15 protein-coding genes, 1 tRNA gene, 1 rRNA gene and 3 pseudogenes are annotated in these 19,267 nt (G+C 34.3%); 13 read left to right on the plus strand and 7 right to left on the minus strand.

Going from position 1 to position 19,267, the window contains the following annotated elements; translation table 11 throughout:
• Window positions 1–21: 21 nt before the first annotated feature.
• The 5 genes from NBW39_RS01570 to NBW39_RS01590 form a co-directional block, all read right to left on the minus strand.
• A complete protein-coding gene (locus tag NBW39_RS01570) occupies window positions 22–1,167 on the minus strand; it encodes a SurA N-terminal domain-containing protein (protein WP_250295419.1) in 1,146 nt (381 codons plus the stop codon).
• Between the two features lie 168 nt (window positions 1,168–1,335).
• A tRNA-Ser gene (locus NBW39_RS01575) sits at window positions 1,336–1,426 on the minus strand.
• A gap of 631 nt (window positions 1,427–2,057) precedes the next feature.
• Window positions 2,058–2,564 carry an inorganic diphosphatase gene (ppa, locus tag NBW39_RS01580; RefSeq protein WP_250295420.1) on the minus strand — a complete coding sequence of 169 codons (507 nt, stop codon included), beginning with the start codon at window positions 2,562–2,564 and terminating at the stop codon, window positions 2,058–2,060.
• A 60-nt stretch (window positions 2,565–2,624) separates the two neighbouring features.
• Window positions 2,625–3,839 (minus strand): WD1261 family protein, encoded by a 1,215-nt coding sequence (locus NBW39_RS01585; protein ID WP_250295421.1) that lies wholly within the window; start codon window positions 3,837–3,839, stop codon window positions 2,625–2,627.
• Between the two features lie 846 nt (window positions 3,840–4,685).
• On the minus strand, window positions 4,686–5,300 hold the full coding sequence (locus NBW39_RS01590) for a hypothetical protein (RefSeq protein ID WP_250295422.1): 615 nt from the start codon (window positions 5,298–5,300) through the stop codon (window positions 4,686–4,688).
• A gap of 153 nt (window positions 5,301–5,453) precedes the next feature.
• On the opposite strand from NBW39_RS01590, the gene NBW39_RS01595 reads away from it, so the two are divergent.
• The 12 genes from NBW39_RS01595 to NBW39_RS01645 all read left to right on the plus strand — a co-directional run bounded on the left by NBW39_RS01595 (window position 5,454) and on the right by NBW39_RS01645 (window position 17,815).
• A 16S ribosomal RNA gene (locus NBW39_RS01595) occupies window positions 5,454–6,949 on the plus strand.
• 17 nt (window positions 6,950–6,966) lie between these two features.
• A complete protein-coding gene (locus NBW39_RS08835; protein ID WP_370273687.1) occupies window positions 6,967–7,077 on the plus strand; it encodes a hypothetical protein in 111 nt (36 codons plus the stop codon).
• Window positions 7,074–7,430, plus strand: a complete 357-nt coding sequence (sdhD, locus tag NBW39_RS01600) for a succinate dehydrogenase, hydrophobic membrane anchor protein (protein ID WP_250295423.1) — start codon at window positions 7,074–7,076, stop codon at window positions 7,428–7,430. The genes NBW39_RS08835 and sdhD overlap by 4 nt, the downstream gene beginning before the upstream one ends.
• A gap of 76 nt (window positions 7,431–7,506) precedes the next feature.
• Entirely contained in the window at window positions 7,507–8,742 is a 1,236-nt protein-coding gene (locus tag NBW39_RS01605) for a hypothetical protein (RefSeq protein ID WP_250295424.1), read from the plus strand.
• Between the two features lie 106 nt (window positions 8,743–8,848).
• A complete protein-coding gene (locus tag NBW39_RS01610) occupies window positions 8,849–10,138 on the plus strand; it encodes a sugar phosphate nucleotidyltransferase (protein WP_250295425.1) in 1,290 nt (429 codons plus the stop codon).
• A gap of 396 nt (window positions 10,139–10,534) precedes the next feature.
• The gene (locus NBW39_RS01615; RefSeq protein WP_250295426.1) at window positions 10,535–11,764 is read left to right on the plus strand and encodes a lipoprotein-releasing ABC transporter permease subunit; all 1,230 of its coding nucleotides are present in this window, start codon (window positions 10,535–10,537) and stop codon (window positions 11,762–11,764) included.
• Window positions 11,757–12,488 (plus strand): hypothetical protein, encoded by a 732-nt coding sequence (locus tag NBW39_RS01620; protein ID WP_250295427.1) that lies wholly within the window; start codon window positions 11,757–11,759, stop codon window positions 12,486–12,488. Before NBW39_RS01615 ends, NBW39_RS01620 begins: the two co-directional genes overlap by 8 nt.
• Complete coding sequence (locus NBW39_RS01625) at window positions 12,485–13,705, plus strand: heme biosynthesis protein HemY (protein WP_250295428.1); 1,221 nt, start codon at window positions 12,485–12,487, stop codon at window positions 13,703–13,705. The genes NBW39_RS01620 and NBW39_RS01625 overlap by 4 nt, the downstream gene beginning before the upstream one ends.
• A 209-nt stretch (window positions 13,706–13,914) precedes the next feature.
• Window positions 13,915–14,778, plus strand: coding sequence for an ATP synthase F1 subunit gamma (gene atpG, locus NBW39_RS01630; RefSeq protein WP_250295429.1), 864 nt, complete (start codon window positions 13,915–13,917; stop codon window positions 14,776–14,778).
• Between the two features lie 18 nt (window positions 14,779–14,796).
• Window positions 14,797–16,131, plus strand: a complete 1,335-nt coding sequence (locus NBW39_RS01635; protein ID WP_250295430.1) for a TldD/PmbA family protein — start codon at window positions 14,797–14,799, stop codon at window positions 16,129–16,131.
• A gap of 173 nt (window positions 16,132–16,304) precedes the next feature.
• Window positions 16,305–16,550: a cold-shock protein gene (locus NBW39_RS01640; protein WP_250295431.1), complete on the plus strand. Its 246-nt coding sequence runs from the start codon at window positions 16,305–16,307 to the stop codon at window positions 16,548–16,550.
• A gap of 35 nt (window positions 16,551–16,585) precedes the next feature.
• Entirely contained in the window at window positions 16,586–17,815 is a 1,230-nt protein-coding gene (locus tag NBW39_RS01645) for a DEAD/DEAH box helicase (protein WP_250295432.1), read from the plus strand.
• Between the two features lie 106 nt (window positions 17,816–17,921).
• Here NBW39_RS01645 and NBW39_RS09155 read toward each other — a convergent pair.
• Both NBW39_RS09155 and NBW39_RS01650 read right to left on the minus strand, forming a co-directional pair.
• A pseudogene (locus tag NBW39_RS09155) lies at window positions 17,922–18,011 on the minus strand (IS982 family transposase); the annotation flags it as partial.
• A gap of 21 nt (window positions 18,012–18,032) precedes the next feature.
• Window positions 18,033–18,197: pseudogene (locus NBW39_RS01650) on the minus strand (IS66 family transposase); the annotation flags it as partial.
• A gap of 95 nt (window positions 18,198–18,292) precedes the next feature.
• On the opposite strand from NBW39_RS01650, the pseudogene NBW39_RS09160 reads away from it, so the two are divergent.
• Window positions 18,293–19,171: pseudogene (locus NBW39_RS09160) on the plus strand (transposase).
• Window positions 19,172–19,267: the final 96 nt, after the last annotated feature.

A 19,267-nucleotide genomic window follows, 5' to 3' on the forward strand; every position in this document is an offset into this window, starting at 1 on the left:
AACAAAAAATACTCTCTGACTTCAACTATACTGATAACTGATAGCTGAATTTTTACGCATATCATCTAATAACAAGTTGCTTTGTATCATAATCTTTTGTTGGTACATCTGCTGTTTAATTGCTTCTATATCCGCTGCATTACTCTTGATATCACACAACATCATCAACTTTGTAGTGCCATTTTCTCTCAATTCTACTATTTCATTCACACTTGTTTTACTAAATAAAATCTGTAAATCAGGATTTAAATCTCGCATTTTTATTTCAAATTCTTTTGCGTTTGGCAGCTTAAAATTATCTGCCAATTTATCAAAATTTAAACAATTAACTTTTTGCTCCTTGAGATTATCCAATAAACTTTCTGAACCTTCAACCACAATCTGTTTTAATTTTAAAGTACTTTCCAGCAGTGCATGATTAAGTTGTACTTTATCTATTACTTTTATAACGGAGTAACCTTCACTGAAACTGAATGGACCTGCTATGTCGCTGGTTTCTAATCCTTCTAAAACGCTCTTGAGTTTTCCTTTTAGCTGACTTAAATTAACTGTTGCTTTACGCATCTTTATTGGAGATTCTGGGTTATTACTGTTGCGTAATTTTTTTACTAAATCTTCAGCTATACCATAAACGTCCTTGTCTTTTTGATCAGGAATTATAAACTCTTGGAACGTGATAAGATAATCCGGCTTTTCTGTTTGCCTTTTTACATCATCTACTTCTTTATCGCTTATATTAATAAATGGCACAATTCTTACTTCAATAATTTTGCTCCACAGTAACTGACATTTTATTTGTTTTCTTAAAATACCAAGATCTATATTATGCTTCTCTATGTATTGATCAACTTCATTAGCCTTAAGTTTAAAACTTTGGGTTAAAAATAACATAATAGCATTATCTAACTCCTCGTTGCTCAATTTTATATTCAGCCTCTGTGCTTCATTGATAATGATAATTTCGTCTATTAGCTCCCTAAGCACTTGAGGCTTTGCTTCTTTTTGATTAACACTTTGAGTGCCAAACAATGAATTTATAAAGTTGATGCGTTTTTCGATATCTAAATTTGAAATTGGTTCACCATTTACATCTGCAACAATTTCAATCTCGGTTGCAAGCAACCTAAGTGGCAACACTATCAACAGTAAAATTAGTATTTTATGCATATAAGTAAGGTTAATAACCAATTCTATAATAAATAATGCTAGCCAACTTTTTAATAGTGATCTCAGTAACAATGGAAATAAAAACCATTGCAACAAAATCAGGTACGCTGGTAAATAGGCTAAAAACATGCTAATATAGCGAATTTAGACCGTGCTCAAAACAGTATACGGAAGGAGAGGGATTCGAACCCTCGATACGACTTTTGGGTCGTATAACGGTTTAGCAAACCGCCGCCTTCAGCCGCTCGGCCACCCTTCCAAATTTAGAACCTAAAGATTATATAATACCAAGACCTCTACCGCCTGTCTAATGCTTTTAATTGCAATATTTGTATCTGTTCAGATGCATGGCTAATGCTGAAACAAAAATTCCAGTGCTCCCTTTCTTGTCATCCCAGTGCTTGACACTGGGATCCAACTAAGTTGGTAAACACTTTACAACGTTTTTTGTGCGAAAGGACTGGATCCCAGTGTCAAGCACTGACCATTTGTTGTAAACTCACTTTTACTCTATGGTCTTGCCGCTATCCTGAACGGACAATGGCGTCAACTTAAGAGCCTTCATTAGCAAACCCTCCTATGGATTTTCTGAAAAGTTTTTGAGTATATTGTATTTTTAATTTGTAGAATAAGATTTTTTCCTTTTTGCATGTTTCACCTAAAAAGGATACATTTTAGACTTCTTTGTTGAAATAAAACAGAAACAAAAGTGCTGTTTCTTGCACTCTTTGGATAATTTAATGATAAAAAATTTAGAGAGAAATTTTATACACTATCGCTGATATTTTTCCTTAAGTTGACGCCATTGCCTGAACGGATACCAATATTTACCCATTAAAAACAACAACATTTTTCCGAATAACTGTAATTCCAGGCTAAATCAACGTAAACTAATTTCCGCTTTTTTCAATGATTTTCTTTGCTTCTTCTATACCAACCCATTCTCCAACTGTTACCGTTTTTCCCTTTTCTAGATCTTTATAATGAGAAAAGAAATGAGCAATTTTATCTAGTAGGTTTTTAGATAAGTCAGAATAGTCCTTTATATTGTCATAATAGCTATCAACACTGGAAACAGGCACAGCTAATATCTTTTCATCTTCTCCTTTTTCATCTCTAGTGAGTAATGCGCCTATTGGACGCACCGATATTAAAACACTAGATGCTAAGGGAAATTGAGTTAGCACCAAAACATCCACAGGATCACCATCACCTGCGCAGGTATTTGGTATAAACCCATAATTGCAAGGATAAGTCATTGAGGTAGACAAAAATCTGTCAACTTGTAACAACCCAAGCTCTTTATTAAATTCATACTTTACAGGTTCAGCATTTGCACTTATTTCAATTACCACGTTCACCGCATTTTGTACCGCTGTTATTTTACTTAAATCCATAAATTACCTTCTTAACTTAAGAATAAGCATTATACAATATATGCTTTTAAGTTGCCACATTTATGTAGTTCTAAGCTTGTTTTGCATGGAGCTGTTCAAATTTTCATTCGTCATCTCATTGACTGTTGAAGGCGGTGGTTCCTGTGATAATTGAAATAAAGCATATACTATTACAATAGTAAGCACCGCACCAACTATCAGGGTAGTAAGGTTGTCTTGTGGCAAAACATTTTTTATTGAGTTGAGCAATTTTTGCTCCATAAGGAAATAATCAGTAACATATAACCCAACAGATAATATAAACATACCTAAAGCTAGTTTACAGAACGTATTTTTATGATTTTTCTTGCTAATAGCGAAACTTGGCCTGCATTCATTCTCTTCTTGTGGCACTGAGTAGTATATATTTTTAGGGCTCGTTACTAATTGTTCAAATTCATCACTATTTTGGTTTTTTAACAGTTGCTCTAGGGTGTTTTTTGTATTTATAGGATATATTAATCCATACATTTTTAATTCTTTCTCTTGTCGATCCACATTCTCATGGTTGATTGTGTATTTATCTCTACTTGATAACTCGATCATGTGTAATGTCCTAGCTAAGAACATTATATAGCTCTCTATTAACTGATTCTCACATATCTCTAATACTTCTCTTTTTACTGTTTTGTTAGATGACGAAAGTTCTTTATAGTGACCACCCAAAGAAAAGAACAATGCTATATCTTTATCTGCTTTTATGTCATGAATGGAATAATAGCTGCTGATAACGCACTTATTTAATGCAAATTCTCTGTCATATTTGTTTAATGTATTTCCTTCACTTAGTAACTTTCTAAGACCAATGAGTACTTTATTTTCAAAATCTTCTTCTGTTTTAAATATTGGTTCTCTCTTTGGATTTGCTAAGATGTTAAGTAAATCTAATTTTCTTCCATCTACTACTTCATTTATATATTCATTTAACTCAGATCCTTTAATAACTTCATATATTTTATCTATGACATCTTTAGTATTCAGGTTATTGTTTTCACTTAGAATTTGATAAGCTTGAGCATAAATTAAAAACAGCCCTTGTAGACTAAATTTTAAGTTAAAATATTTATCTAATGGTTCCTCTTTTTTTCTAATGAATTCAGACAAACCAAAATGATTTCTGCGGTCCATACTACGATCTAAGTCAGCATGTTGAAAGCTACCTAAAAAAATAAATAACGTCTCTAATAAATTACCCTTACCAACAATTTTTATTAGTTCTTCAACTTCTTTAACCATCCCTCAAACCTGCAATATAATAATTATCTTTATAGTATAAACGATATAGGGTAAAATAACAATAAATGTTATTAGACTTCTTGCATAACCCAAACTAAGTAGAAAAAGGTATCATCCAAGTAGCTGACACTGGTTCCTTTATGACGGCAGTACCTTCTCCTGTCATCCCATTGCCCAGACTACTTGGATCCAGAAAAAAGAATGGTGTCATGAAAGTAGCTGACACTGATTCCTTTATGATGGTGTCATCCCAGTGCCCAGACACTGGGATCCAGGATTTTGACTGTAAACAAGCATACTATACAACATTTTCAATGAAACTGCCAAAAACTGGATTCCAGCGTCACGCGCTGACCTCTCTTGGGCTCTTTTAGCCATAAATATTAAGAAATTCACCAAACGAAAAAAAAGGCAAAAGAAGCCCTGGTCATTTTCTATTTTCAGTATTTGGCGTTTTTTAAGTCTTAAACGCTGCAATTTAGCTGCTTTTAAGTGCAGTTAACCTTAGCTTGAATGTTTAAGAAATTTACTAAGCAGAAAAAAAGGCAAAAGAAACCCCGTGGTAATTAGTGTTCACTTCCTAATCCTGCAAATTGGCGTACTATACTGTCTTAAACAGCGCGTTTCAGCTTATATAGCTAGCAATACTGTGAAGACATAAGGTGCACATAGTGCAAAAAATTAAAAATAAGACGCCAACTACGTTGTTTTCTTGCTGTTTAATCTGCACAGATGAAGATAACTGAATACCTTCAGTACCATGATAAAGGAGCTGGCGAAGGGTGTCAAGTAAGTTTTTCGTTTCATCCAACGCGCTGCCAAAAGCTATGCAAAAAATCTAATGAGTTAGCTTCCATATATCTGGAGTAATTCTTGTGCATTAGCCTTTATTAGGATAGGACATTTTCTATCATTTAATAGTGAACGCAATATTTCAGTTGCACCTTTAATGTCGTTATTATGTATCTTTACTACAGCGATAGCTTCTTGGCTTGAATAAGTATACACCGCACTTGATTCTAAATTATCAATTTTATCTTTATTTATTTTTTCACCGTTGGAGTGAAGTAAGCTCATTACTTCTAAATATTGTGCTAATTCACGCAAAACATCAGGAGCATCTTTATTATTTGCCAAATCATTATAGATAGATGCTGTGTCTGTTGGCATTGAATCTGAGATATGATTGAATGCGCGTTCAAAATTTGCTAAATACTCCCAATTTGAATCTATTTCTTCTAGTAGCAGCTTATTATCTTTTTTTAAGAATAATACTTCATAAAACTTGTCACCTGCGGTTATAGACTGTTTTGTGTTATCAATGTTGTGCAACAAGTATAATGTGATGCCAACTAACATTGGTGCAAGTGCAAGCAGAAAGATGTATTTTTTCATGGTAATATTCCAAATAGTTATATATTTATACATTAATGCTTTTGATTTGCAAAAACATATTGACATAGTGATTATATCACATAATAATGTTCTTAAAGTTGTTTGAATAGTTGGAGATTAAAATATTTCTAAAGTAGAAATAAAGACAGCAGTATTAAGCTAAATTATTTTTTGTCGGATTTATCCGATGTACCCTCAACCTTTTATAGGTTGAAGTCTAAATTTGAGAGTTTGATCCTGGCTCAGAATGAACGCTGGCGGCAGGCCTAACACATGCAAGTCGAACGGAGTTATATTGTAGCTTGCTATTTATAACTTAGTGGCAGACGGGTGAGTAATGTATAGGAATCTACCTAGTAGTACGGAATAATTGTTGGAAACGGCAACTAATACCGTATAAATTATTACGGGGGAAAAATTTATTGCTATTAGATGAGCCTATATTAGATTAGCTTGTTGGTAGGGTAATGGCTTACCAAGGCAATGATCTATAGCTGATCTGAGAGGATGATCAGCCACACTGGAACTGAGATACGGTCCAGACTCCTACGGGAGGCAGCAGTGGGGAATATTGGACAATGGGCGAAAGCCTGATCCAGCCATGCCGCATGAGTGAAGAAGGCCTTTGGGTTGTAAAGCTCTTTTAGTGAGGAAGATAATGACGGTACTCACAGAAGAAGTCCTGGCTAACTCCGTGCCAGCAGCCGCGGTAATACGGAGAGGGCTAGCGTTATTCGGAATTATTGGGCGTAAAGGGCGCGTAGGCGGATTAGTAAGTTAAAAGTGAAATCCCAAGGCTCAACCTTGGAATTGCTTTTAAAACTGCTAATCTAGAGATTGAAAGAGGATAGAGGAATTCCTAGTGTAGAGGTGAAATTCGTAAATATTAGGAGGAACACCAGTGGCGAAGGCGTCTATCTGGTTCAAATCTGACGCTGAGGCGCGAAGGCGTGGGGAGCAAACAGGATTAGATACCCTGGTAGTCCACGCTGTAAACGATGAATACTAAATATGGGAAGTTTACTTTCTGTATTACAGCTAACGCGTTAAACATTCCGCCTGGGGAGTACGGTCGCAAGATTAAAACTCAAAGGAATTGACGGGGACCCGCACAAGCGGTGGAGCATGTGGTTTAATTCGATGCAACGCGAAAAACCTTACCACTCCTTGACATGGAAATTATAGCTATTCGAAGGGATAGGGTCGTTTCGGCCGGATTTCACACAGGTGCTGCATGGCTGTCGTCAGCTCGTGTCGTGAGATGTTGGGTTAAGTCCCGCAACGAGCGCAACCCTCATCCTTAGTTGCCATCAGGTAATGCTGGGGACTTTAAGGAAACTGCCAGTGATAAACTGGAGGAAGGTGGGGATGATGTCAAGTCATCATGGCCCTTATGGAGTGGGCTACACACGTGCTACAATGGTGGCTACAATGGGCTGCAAAGTCGCGAGGCTAAGCTAATCCCTTAAAAGCCATCTCAGTTCGGATTGTACTCTGCAACTCGAGTGCATGAAGTTGGAATCGCTAGTAATCGTGGATCAGCACGCCACGGTGAATACGTTCTCGGGTCTTGTACACACTGCCCGTCACGCCATGGGAATTGGTTTCACTCGAAGCTAACGACCTAACCGCAAGGAGGGAGTTATTTAAAGTGGGATCGGTGACTGGGGTGAAGTCGTAACAAGGTAGCATAAGTTTTGTATATCATTTTCTTAATGGTATTCGTCATTTATTGTGGGATGCTGGGCTTAATTTAGAAATTACTGGCGTTTCAAGGAGTGCTATACTGCTGACAGTAACGCTACTTCTTTCTACTATGGCTTTTTTATTTATGTTTATATGAGTCAATCTGGAAATTCAGCACATCATTGGTGGGTCCAGCGTGTTTCTGCGGTAATTTTACTGTTCTTGTTTCCTTGGTTTATCTATTCATTTTCTTGCGCATTTTATACTGATAGCTCTTTGTCTTTTAGTGAAAAATTTATTAATCACCCTCTAGAGCTTTTATTTTTTGTTGTATTGTTGTTTTGCATTTTTTGGCACGCAGTTCTTGGAATGCAGGTAGTATGCGAAGATTATATACACAACGTACCTCTAAGGATTTTTACAATTACATGCATAAAGTACTTATCAAGCATTACTTATATAGTCCTTGCTTTTACAATCTTTATCTTCTACAGGCATATTTTCTTGTAAAATCACCGGTGCTGTGTTAATATATTATTAGTGTACTAGTTTTATCATTGAACTATAGCGATTTTGGTTTAGCAATATGTTAGAGACATTTAAAAAGTGGGGAACAGACCTTACGCTAAAGGTGAAGGATCTATTTAGTTCATCTGAGTCTCAAGTTTATGTCAAAGACCTTAGAAAGGTAATGACGTATGATGGAAGGAAATGTCAATATCCAAAAAATTACGATCAGATTAAAAAGTCTGGAAAAATTATAGAAGAGAAGGATAATGAGGGGAACAGCGTATATAAACTTGTATATGAGGGAAACAAGTTTAATCTAGCTTTAGTTAGTGAAGTTGATAATAGATCTTACTTTACTATCAACTTTTTAGTTAGTAAAGATAGGCGCGAGGTTAATGATTATCATGGATTTTATAAGCTATTTGGCTTTTCAAAAATCGATCTTGAAAAACATATTCCAATTTTTGAAGCTGAAAAAACTAAGGATCCTCAATATCCGTTTGAATTAACTAACTCTTCTGTGCTAACTAAAGAGGTAAAAAATAAAGAAGGTAAAGTTCAGGAAGTTGTTAATGAAAAAGGAAGAAATGGAAAATTATTATACACTAGTGATTATAAGAAATTAAATACTAGTTTTTCTGAAGTTAGAGATCAGAATGGTAATCTAGAGCTAGATAAAAGTCTTATATCTGTTTCCTTTGTTTTTGTTGCAAGCTTGGCTAAAGTTTGTGCTAAATGGCTTACCTATTTACCTATGAAATCAGGGGAATATCTACTCAGTAAGCAAAACCCAATTGCAAAGTCTTTTGGCTATCTTTTGTTCACCCCTGCAGCAGCAGTAAAAAATTCAGTAAATATGTTAGCTACAATACTTAAGGCTCCAATTTTATTGTTTGTAGCAAATGAGAAAAAATATGGTGATGCTTACTTTACTATGTGGAAACATCAATGGAAAGAATGTTGGGAAGAAGCAAAAAGTGACTTTAATGTTATTAAAGGTGGAGAAAGGCTAAAGCCGGAGCAGAAGGATCATAAGCCACTTAGTATAGTGGGCACATGGGATGAGCTTGACGCTAGAAGGCCAGGTATTGAAAGAGACTTAGAAAAGGCACTGAATAAAAGTAGTGAAAGTATAGATAAATCTAGAGAACCAGGTGTTGGAGAAAGCTTAAAGAAGGAGGAGTTGCAAAACAAAAGTAATGAGAAAATAGCTGAGTCTGGAAATCAGAAGAGCAGCAATACTCACATTGAGAGAGAGCAAAATAAAAGAAACTCACAGCAAAAGCAGGCCCACATGCCTCCATTTAACTAACCGTTACTTTAAATTACTTTCTACTTTCATTATCCCACAACAAAAACTTGCATGTATCTTGCTCTTAGTATAAGATATTAATTATTTAATTAAATTTCTTAACTAAATGCGCCCTGTAATATTATGTGGTGGTAGTGGCAGTAGACTTTGGCCTTTATCTAAGCCAAAGCAATTTCAAAAAATATTCAGTCAGAACACTATGTTTCACAACACTTTGTTGAGGTTAAAAAGCGATTATATGCCACCCATAATTTCCACAAATATACAGTATGAGTCGTTAGTGAAGAAGGAGTTGCATGCGCTGCAAGAATATAAAGTGATTTTCGAACCAGTGAAAATTGGAACAGCAGCAGCGATATTAATTGCTGCGCTTCTCTGCAATGAAAACGATATAATGTTAATTCTGCCTTCAGACCATTTTATAGGTGATTTGAATAATTTTTATGCTTCCGTTGAGAAAGCATCTCAGCTAGCTTCTAAAACTAACTCTATAGTTACGTTTGGAGTTAAGCCTCATGAATTCAATTCTGAATACGGCTATATAAATGCAGTTTATGATCATAAGGAAAAGTATCATATAGTAAAGGATTTCATAGAGAAACCTGAGCATGAATTAAGCAACGATTATTATTGGAACTCTGGAATATTTGTATTTAAAGCAAAGCGCTACATAGATGAGATTAAAAAATCTGCCCCGACTCTTTATAATTTATGTTTTAAACATTTCACACCGCAAGAGAGATTTCTGTATTTAAAACAACGAGATTTTGCAGGAATTGAAGGCGTCTCTATTGATTACTTGGTGATGGAAAAAGCAAAAAACGTTGCAATGATAGAAGCTAATTTCGATTGGCTGGATGTTGGAACTTGGAATTCAGTTTTAGAATTGAGTGAGAAGTTTAGCAAAGAACCGGTGTCATTTCAGCATGTGATTAGAGAAAAAGAACCAGTTTCAACGACAGAAAGTAATAAAAATTTATTGGGTAGAGCTTATAAGCAACCAAACAAAAGCCTAATATCGTTTATTAATAAGGTTAAGAAAGCAAAAGCGATAAGAAGAGAAATCAAGCCATGGGGATTTTATAGTATAATTTTAATGAGCGAAAATTTTCTTATAAAATATCTTTTTATAAATCCATTAAGCTGCACTTCTAAGCAATTCCATCACTATAGAGATGAATGCCATATAGTACTATCAGGAGTTGGGTATATTAGTTTAGACGACAAAGAATATGCTATAGTAAAAGACCATATGATAGAAATCCCAAGGGAAGTTTCCCATAGGATTGAAAATAGAAGCACAAGCTCTCCACTTGAAATAGTTGAATTTCAGATAGGAGAGCATTTATCTGATAATGATATAGTAAGGTTGGATGATGTATATGGAAGATTTTGAAGTTCTAATGTTAAGGTCATAACTGTATGAACATTGTGATTTGAGGGCAAATCTCTACCAGGGAAGGGTGTCATCCCAGTGCTTCGACACTGGGATCCAGCTTTCATGCAACCTCATCAAAAACGTTTATTCAGCATAAGATCAGCTGCTTTCTACGCTCACCAAATCAGTTTACTTATTTGCAAGCAAAAATTTCCTGGATGCCAGTGTCAAGCACTGACCATTTGCTGTGTTTAACAAAAACAAATGTTCGTATAGCTGTATGTTAAGGTATTGAATATATTCTATAAGTCTGCTAAATTTAAGGAAGCAAAAATCTCTAGTTTTCAAATAAAGAAAAGTCTACAATTATACGAAGTTTCAAGAATATAATGTTTAACCTCAAAATATTTTGTAATGTCCATTGCCTTTGAAATTACTATGGCTGCTTGCTATTTGCGGGCGAAAAATGCCAGATTTTGCTCTATAATGACTTTGTTCTCTATTATCGGTATTGCCCTTGGAGTTGCAACACTAATAGTGGTGATGTCTGTGATGAACGGATTCAGAGCAAAGTTGCTTGACTCAATACTTGGCATTGATGGCCATATTAATGTTTATTTTGATAGGAACATAAATTCAGATTATTGTGCAGTTTCAAAATCTATTGAGAGAATTCCTGGTATATTAAAAGCTACTCCTATGACCAATGATCAAGTTATTATTGTAGCAAATGGTAAAATTGCAGGTAGCGTAGTGCGAGGTGTGTCAACTAAAGATTTGCTTGATAGTACTGCCGTTACAAATAATGTAATTATAGGTGATGTAAAAAAATTTGATGAAGGGATAATAATAGGAGCACGCTTAGCAGAAGTTTTGAACATTGACTATGGCGACGAAATTACGTTTATATCATCTGAAGAATTTGATGCATTACTTGGTGAAATGCCGCGAATGAAAAAATATAAAGTTATAGCAATATTTGATATGGGTATGTTTGAGTATGATAATACCTTGATATATATGCCTCTAAAATCAGCACAAGCCTTTTTTAATTATAAAAATAGCATAAAAAATATAGAAGTACTTGTAGACGACGTTACTAGAGCTGATAAGCTGGCAGATGCTATAGAAAAAGAAATAGGAATGGAAGCTGAAAGTTGGCAATCACAGCAAAGCCATTATTTTAGTGCTTTAAAAACTGAAAGAAATGTGATGTTTTTAATTCTCACTTTGATTATAGTTGTAGCAGCGTTTAATATTATCTCAAATTTAATGATGATAGTGCAAGAAAAGAAATCCGCGATTGCAATTATGCGTACATTTGGTGCAACAAGTGGAAGCATTATGCGTATATTTTGCGCTTGTGGTCTATTAATCGGTTTTGCGGGAACTTGTCTTGGCTGTATTATAGGTATCGTTTTTTCTCTCAATATCGAAAGTATTAGAGTATTTTTAGAAAGCATTACTAACATCAAGCTATTTGACCCTATGATATACTTTTTTTCAAGTTTGCCAGTGATATTAGTACCCCAAGACGTAGTAAATATTTCTGCACTTGCGTTACTCTTATCATTTTTAGCGACAATTGCTCCTGCGTTGCAGGCAGCTGCACAAGATCCTGCGGAGATACTACGTTATGAATGATACTCAGCAAAAGTACATAGGTTGGTTCTTAATTGTGTTATTATTTGCCAGTTATATTACAATAAATACCATAGTATTTTTGAAAATAAATCAGCAGGAAAGCGATGATAATATAAAAGTTTTGACGGAAAATATAGATGAATTGAAAATGTTGCTTGAAGTTAATCAATCTAGAACGGAAAAAAAGATATTTGACTTAAAGAGAAGTCAGCATGCTCAGTGTGAGCAAGGTGATAATAACTCAAGATGTAAGAACCTTGCAAAATTGCTATTACTTGTGGTTAAAATGAAGAATTCGTTATTCCGAGAAGCAAAATTTGATAACCATATAAATTCAATAAAGCCTTTGATATCAGAGCTTGACGATCTAGAGATAGAAAATGCGGTAAACGAATTGGAAAACTTGAAAGAAATAAGTACTTTACCTGAACTCAAAGCATCTTTTGAAAAAACTGTTGATACTATCTATTACAACAAAAGTACATTGTCTAAAAAAATCATTTCAAACTGGATAAAGGTAGACGACCGGAATGATCCATTAAGAGTAAAGTTTGCAGAAATTGAGGAGTCAATAAACGATAATGATTGGCAGAGCATAGCTACTATAATAGGAGATTTAGCACACCCAGAATTCAAGCCATGGCTGAATAAATTGAATGGTCTTATTGTAGCTTCTAAGAATATTTCGACAATATATCATCACTTATTACAATATATCTCATGATTTATTTTATAATTTTCGCTTTTTCGTTTTTATTTGGTATATGGGTCAAGGTAAGTGGTGAAGTAATAAAATTGGAATTAGGCAATTACACTATAAGTATTGATCTATATTTCATTATTTTTACTTGTGTAGTTTTATTATTTTTATTAATTACACTTGTACGCTTTTTTTCCTCCATTTCATCAACATTTGCCAACATAAGAAATAGAAGAAGGGATAGGGAAGAATTGCTTCTCTTTGAAGCTTTCTTTAGCATAGACTTAGACAATACAGAGAATGCTGAAAAGCTAGTTAAAAGTCTAAATGATAAGAGCGATAGGTTATCTTTAATAAAGCTCTTTAACTCAGGTAAGACGGGAAATTACAGCTTTTTCAGTAACGGTTTAAAAAATATTGCAAATAAAAATCGTAACTTAGCTCTACTTCTAGCCAATAAGCTGATTGTCCACCTCAAACAAGAAAAAGTAGTCTTTCAAAAATTTATAGAATATTGCTCTAGTTCAATTAATGATAAAATGCTATCTATTCCCTTTCAAATAGAGCATTGCATATTGAAAGAAGATTGGATTAATGCAATTTTGAAGTTGAAGGAAGCAGTTAAGTTCAATATTTTTCTTCCCTTTGACCATAAAGAAATGTTTGCAGTTTTTTATTGTGCTTTGGCAAAACAATATGAAAGTAAAGGGGATTTTAAAGGAGCTATAAAGTCTTTATTCAGAGCACAAAGTTATTATGCAACCTTTCGGCCCATCAATTATTTAAAAGCAGAATTATATATTAAACTTGGAAAAATCAGAAAAGCTTCTGCAGTGCTAGAGGCAGAATATGCAGTAAATCCTACTCCTCAGTCAGCTAGAATGTACATCAATTTAAATAGTAAAGGTGCTGAAAGACTATACAACTTACGCCCTGATTATTATTTTAGTTACTGTTTACTTGCTCTGTCCTCAATGAGTTCAGGTAAATATGATCTTGCAAGTCAATATTTAGACACTGCTATGAAAAAAGCTAATTACATGTCAATCTACTTTATTGTAATACAACTCAAGGTTACATTGCAAGAACATGACAAGGTAATTTATTGGCTAAACAAGATGGGCTCAGAAGCTTTGCCTGATCCAGGCTGGAAATGTAAAAATTGTAACAAAGAACTAAAGCAATGGGATCATAAATGTTCAAATTGCAATAGTTTTAATTGTGTTTATTATATATTATAAGATTCCACAAAGTGTGATGATAATAATATATGGGAAATTACCATCAAAGACCTCTATTGAACAATTTTTGGGGTAGATCTCTTAATATAACCCTTATTTCAAAATAATAAACCTGCAAGTTTTTTAGTTAGACTTGGTTCTAATGTCAAAAAAACTTGCTTTTAGACACTAACAATTATATATTTTAATAAATCAGGGTTGTATACAAAATGAAGAGCTTAAAGGAATTATCCTTAAGAATTAAGAATATTAGGTCTGTGCAGAAAACCACGAAAATAATGCAAATGGTTTCTGCAGCAAAGTTATTACAAAGCCAAAAGAAATTATCAAATTCAAAATTATATATATCTAAGCTGCATAGCATTATTTCTTCATTAATGCTATCAGTTGATCAAAAATTATTGGCAAAAATTCTAAATATCAGTAATGACGATTCTTACCTAGTATTCATTGTTGCGTCTGATCGTGGCTTGTGCGGCAACTTTAACTCTTCTATTGTCAAATTTAGTCAAAATAAGTTAATCGCAAATGGCAAAAAAGTAGATGTTGTATTTCTTGGTAAAAAAGCTTTTGATATAGGTAAAAATAGATTTGACTCTAAAAATATCTTAAAAATTGAAAATAGTAAGGGAATCACGTTAAAGCACGTAGAAGCTTTGGTTGGTAGTATAGATTTAAGTAAATACGATAAAGTTAAAGTTTTTTATAGTAAATTCTATAATACCTTCACGCAAAAACCAATGTTGGAAACAATAAAACCATGGAGTAAAGACTCATCCTTGATTGATAGCTCTCTGGCTGGTCCAACAACAGATTACGGCTATGAGTATGAACCACAAAATATTGAATTTATTTTAAAATGTTTGGTTCAAGATTACGTTGTAATTGCTCTTTACTCTGCTTTGCTTGAAAGTGCAACAAGTGAGAATAGTGCTAGGATGGTTGCTATGGAATCAGCAAACAGAAACACTAAAGAGATGCTGAACAAACTAGCATTGCTTTATAATCGTTCTCGTCAAGCAGCAATTACAACTGATTTAATTGAAGTTATAGGTGGTGCAGAGTCTTTATAAAAATCTAAGGAATAGAAAATGAATATATTAAATATTGCAGCAGATATCACTAAATTAATAAAAAAGCAGAATCAAGACGCGGAAGTTACAATATATGAAACTAATAAGACTTCAGTTTCTCAGCGTCTATCAAAAATTGAGCAAATATCACAATCTAAAAATTGCACTGTAGGAATCAGAGCTATAGCAGGTAAAAACAAAGCTGCGTATATTTCTACAAACGATTTGAATAATCTTAGTGATACGGTAAGCCAAGTGGTAGAAATGGCAAAGAATGCGCCAGAAGATCCTTGTATCAATTTTGCTATAAATGGTAGTAATTATATCTCTTCTGCAGATTTAAGTATCTCAGATAATAATGTTGTAACCGTTGATAATCTAAAAGAAATTGCTGAAGCTGCAGAAAATTCAGCCCTTGCACATAAGAGTATCACTAATTCTGAAGGAGCCTCTTCTTCATACGCTTTAGTGAATACAGTATTATCAACTGTTTCTGGTTTTATTGGCTCGTTTAGTAAATCAACCTTTGCTAATTGGGTCTCTGTTGTTGCTGGAAAAGAAAGTGAAATGAGGGTTGGCTACGATTATGATATAGCATGTAATTTTAGCGATTTAAAATCGCCAGAATTAATAGGAAAAGAGGCAGCGAAAAGAGCAATTGATCAATTGAATTCACGTACAATTAAAACTGGTAAATTTCCAGTTATTTTTGAAAAAAGAGCAGCAAAGGAGCTAGTAAAAAGTTTCTCTTCTGCTATAAATGGGAGCAGTATTGTAAGCAACAGTTCTTTCTTGAGGAGTAGTTTAAACGCTCAGATTTTCAATGATAGAATTAACATTATCGATGATCCATTGTTGCCAAGAGGCATAGCATCGAGACCATTTGATGGAGAAGGGATAACTAGCAAAAAAAATATATTTGTAAAAAACGGAATATTACAAAATTGGATTTTAGACTTATACTCGGCTAAAAAATTAGACTTAGAAACAACCGGAAATGCAACTCGTGCAAGTAATGCTGCAATTATTCCTGCAGCTAGTAACTTCTACATTGAGAATGGTAATGTATCGCTTGAAGAATTAATTCAGGAAGTAAAAGAGGGAGTATATGTAACTGGTTTATTTGGTTTTGGTGTCAATTTAATCAATGGCGATTACAGCCAAGGTGCTTCCGGATTTTTTATAGAAAATGGAAAAATAACGTATCCAATACATGAGATTACCATTGCTAGCAATTTGAAGGATATGTTTAGCAATTTAGTCGTTGCAGATGATCTAACTTTTTGTGGGCAATTTAATTCACCAACGATTAAAGTTAGCGAAATGACGGTTGCAGGTTCGCTTAACAATTAAAAAATTTAGTTGCATCAAGTACAACAATTGTATATTATTGTAATTAATGTTAAGAATAGACTATGGAGTATAAGGGTTTAGTTTCAATAACTAAGCTTAAGACATTCTCAATCGTAATTTCAAAGTTTTTCATCACATTAGTAATGTTAGTTAATAGTTTAGGAGTTGTTTAAATGGAATTTGGTAATGTAAAATGGTTTAATGCCGAAAAAGGCTATGGTTTCATCAAGCCAGAAGGTGTAGGGGGTGACGTTTTTGTACATATTAGCGAATTGGAACGTTCAGGAATAAGAGCTGATTCACTCAGGGGAGAAAATAAGGAGAGGGGAATAAAAGGAGAAAGGGTAAGCTATGATCTGAAAGAGGAGCGTGGTAAAAAATCTGCAATAAATTTAAGACTAGTCGCAGTTGCAGGTTAATCTATTATGAAGCTTTTTAATAGAGTTAACGTATTGTGAACAATTTTCATGAGATGGGTCTCCCAGTCTCGCTTAAGCAAGCGCTAGATAAAAATAATCTTTCTCTTCCAACTCCTATTCAAGCGCAGGCAATTCCTTTAGCCTTACAGGGTAAGGACATTCTTGGATCTGCACAGACGGGAACAGGGAAAACTCTAGCGTTTGCTATTCCACTGGTTGCAAAATTGCTGGATAAATCCAGTACTGGGTTAGCTTTAGTTGTCGTGCCTACAAGAGAGCTTGCAGGTCAAGTAAAAAGGGAAATAGAAGAAAAGCTTTTACCTAAAAGTTCAATTCTTAAGCTTGCTTTATTGATTGGTGGGGCACCTATCTTCGAACAAATAAAACAGCTGAGTGTAAAACCTAAAATTATAGTAGGTACACCTGGCCGTATTATTGATCATATTAAACGCAAAACTCTATCTCTTCATAATATTAGTACTCTTGTACTTGATGAAACGGATCGTATGTTTGATATGGGCTTTGGAGTTCAGATTGAAGAAATTATGAAGCATTTGCCTAAAATAAGGCAAACTCTTATGTTTTCTGCAACTCTTCCTGGAGATATAGTAAAACTTGCTGAAAAATATCTTAATCAACCAGAGCGTGTTTCTGTTGATTGTCAGGCTACAACTTCTGCAAAAATAAAGCAAGAAGTTGTTTGCGTATCAGAGCTCGGAAAATATGAGAAGCTTTTGGGGCAGTTAGGCCAGCGTGAGGGATCAATCATTATTTTTGTAAAAACAAAGTATGGAGCAGATCAACTAGCTAACAAATTACGCAAAGATGATTATAGTGCTTTGGCAATTCATGGTGATTTAAGGCAGCACAAACGTGAAAGGGTCATTAATTCTTTTCGTCGTGGGCGCAATAAAATCATGGTTGCAACAGATGTCGCTTCTCGCGGCCTTGATATTCCCCACATTCAGCATGTTATCAATTATGATGCACCACAATCGCAAGCTGACTATATTCATCGTATAGGTAGAACTGCACGCGCTGGAGCTGAAGGACATGCGCTATCTTTTGTTACACCTCAAGATAAGAGAAGGCTGCCTGCACTGGCAGACAAAGAAGGAGAGCCAAATTTTGATTGTAGTGTGCAATTTAAAAAACGTAACAGCAAAAAGGTCTTTAGAAGGCCAAGTACGTTAAAGACTAAATATGGTAGAAAAAAGATTAATGCATTTAAGAAGAACAGCAAAGTACTAGAAAAAGCGTATTAATATACTTAACTATTCTTCTATTCTTTAAAAACTCCAATAGGCTTGCGAAGTGATTGGGAAATGGTAGAAAAAATTAATCCAAATTGCTACAAACGCGAATTCTGGATTAAGGAAGGAAGAAAGTATAGGAAATAGAAGGCTTTTTGGATTTGATGGAATAGGAAATGAGAGTAGAAAAGATATGAACCAAAAAATTGTATCCGTTCAGCAGAGTGGTTTAAGAAACGATAGATAGAAGATTGTGAAAAGGGTTTAGCCTCCTCTGTTTCCATGTTAAGTATAATGAAATTATCCGTTCGAGGAATGTGTTTCCTCGCTGTGATTGTGTAAAATATGAGTTTTTACGGTAAACGACATAATGCCGGATTTGCCGTTCAACGTGGTAATGGGATGGCTTTGTTGCATAGCAACCGAAAAAATCTGGCAGTTACTGACAAAATTCATTATAAAATAGCCATTTAACCTTTGAAGAAAAATATGCCACAAAAAATGAGAGTCAGTAACCAAAACGAATATAACAAATTTTTGCAAGAAAGAGGAAATATTTTTCGTTACATCGATGAAGCTATCGAAAATTGGTATGAAAATAGTCCAAAAATGCAAGGCGGCAACTATATTTATAGTGATAAAGTTGTAATTTTGGTGCATATAATCGTCAATCTTTTTAGAATTGGTTTAAGACAAACGGTAGGGTTTATAAAAGGATATTTGCAACAAATAGGAAGAAATTTGCAGCTATTCACAAGCATCAAAAGAAACTTAATATTAAGATAAATGATTGCAGAAAATAACATGGAAGATATCGAAATTGCTATAGACAGTACAGATATACAACAACACTCCTGAAGGAAAATAGCGAAGATAGAAAGTATCGCAGCTATAGAAAATTGCATGTAATGTTGAATATATAGCTGTAAAATACAGTAACGGTCTGATCACTATGGAGCTTGTGATTTGCTTAAAGAAGTTCATGCCATAAAAGCACTATATGCAGATAGGGCATATGATAGGCACAAGTTTTATAAATTGTGTAACGAATATGATATAAAGGCAAAAATTCCACCAATAAACAATGCGGCAGAACATCCAGAAATAGATTATATGTCTGACAGAAATGCTGCTATTAGATTAATAAAATTATACGGTGAAGATGGCGTGAAAGAATGGAAAAAGAAAGTAAATTATGGGAAAAGATCTTATGTAGAAGGTTTTTTCTCGCGACTGAAACAAACATTCTGGTTTAGTTTTCGGAACAAATCTGAGGTTAATCGTGAGAAGGAACTGCGACTCAAGTGTTATTTGCTCAATAAATTCACTGACATTGGTATGCGAAATGGCTACATGAATTTATCGTAAATTACTACCAGTATAAGGTGCGATGCAACAAAGCCCACTGGGATCTCATTTTACTTTATGACGGTGTCATCCTAATACCTTCTCCTGTCATCCGAG

Origin of the sequence: Wolbachia endosymbiont of Oedothorax gibbosus (assembly GCF_936270435.1) — a bacterium.
Lineage (GTDB): Bacteria > Pseudomonadota > Alphaproteobacteria > Rickettsiales > Anaplasmataceae > Wolbachia.

Excerpts from the sequence above, each read along its gene's own strand:
- NBW39_RS01570 (WP_250295419.1), bottom strand. The coding sequence starts at position 1,167 with ATGCATAAAATACTAATTTTACTGTTGATAGTGTTGCCACTTAGGTTG.
- ppa (WP_250295420.1), bottom strand. The coding sequence starts at position 2,564 with ATGGATTTAAGTAAAATAACAGCGGTACAAAATGCGGTGAACGTGGTA.
- NBW39_RS01585 (WP_250295421.1), bottom strand. The coding sequence starts at position 3,839 with ATGGTTAAAGAAGTTGAAGAACTAATAAAAATTGTTGGTAAGGGTAAT.
- NBW39_RS01590 (WP_250295422.1), bottom strand. The coding sequence starts at position 5,300 with ATGTCAATATGTTTTTGCAAATCAAAAGCATTAATGTATAAATATATA.
- sdhD (WP_250295423.1), top strand. The coding sequence starts at position 7,074 with ATGAGTCAATCTGGAAATTCAGCACATCATTGGTGGGTCCAGCGTGTT.
- NBW39_RS01605 (WP_250295424.1), top strand. The coding sequence starts at position 7,507 with ATGTTAGAGACATTTAAAAAGTGGGGAACAGACCTTACGCTAAAGGTG.
- NBW39_RS01610 (WP_250295425.1), top strand. The coding sequence starts at position 8,849 with ATGCGCCCTGTAATATTATGTGGTGGTAGTGGCAGTAGACTTTGGCCT.
- NBW39_RS01615 (WP_250295426.1), top strand. The coding sequence starts at position 10,535 with ATGTCCATTGCCTTTGAAATTACTATGGCTGCTTGCTATTTGCGGGCG.
- NBW39_RS01620 (WP_250295427.1), top strand. The coding sequence starts at position 11,757 with ATGAATGATACTCAGCAAAAGTACATAGGTTGGTTCTTAATTGTGTTA.
- NBW39_RS01625 (WP_250295428.1), top strand. The coding sequence starts at position 12,485 with ATGATTTATTTTATAATTTTCGCTTTTTCGTTTTTATTTGGTATATGG.
- atpG (WP_250295429.1), top strand. The coding sequence starts at position 13,915 with ATGAAGAGCTTAAAGGAATTATCCTTAAGAATTAAGAATATTAGGTCT.
- NBW39_RS01635 (WP_250295430.1), top strand. The coding sequence starts at position 14,797 with ATGAATATATTAAATATTGCAGCAGATATCACTAAATTAATAAAAAAG.
- NBW39_RS01640 (WP_250295431.1), top strand. The coding sequence starts at position 16,305 with ATGGAATTTGGTAATGTAAAATGGTTTAATGCCGAAAAAGGCTATGGT.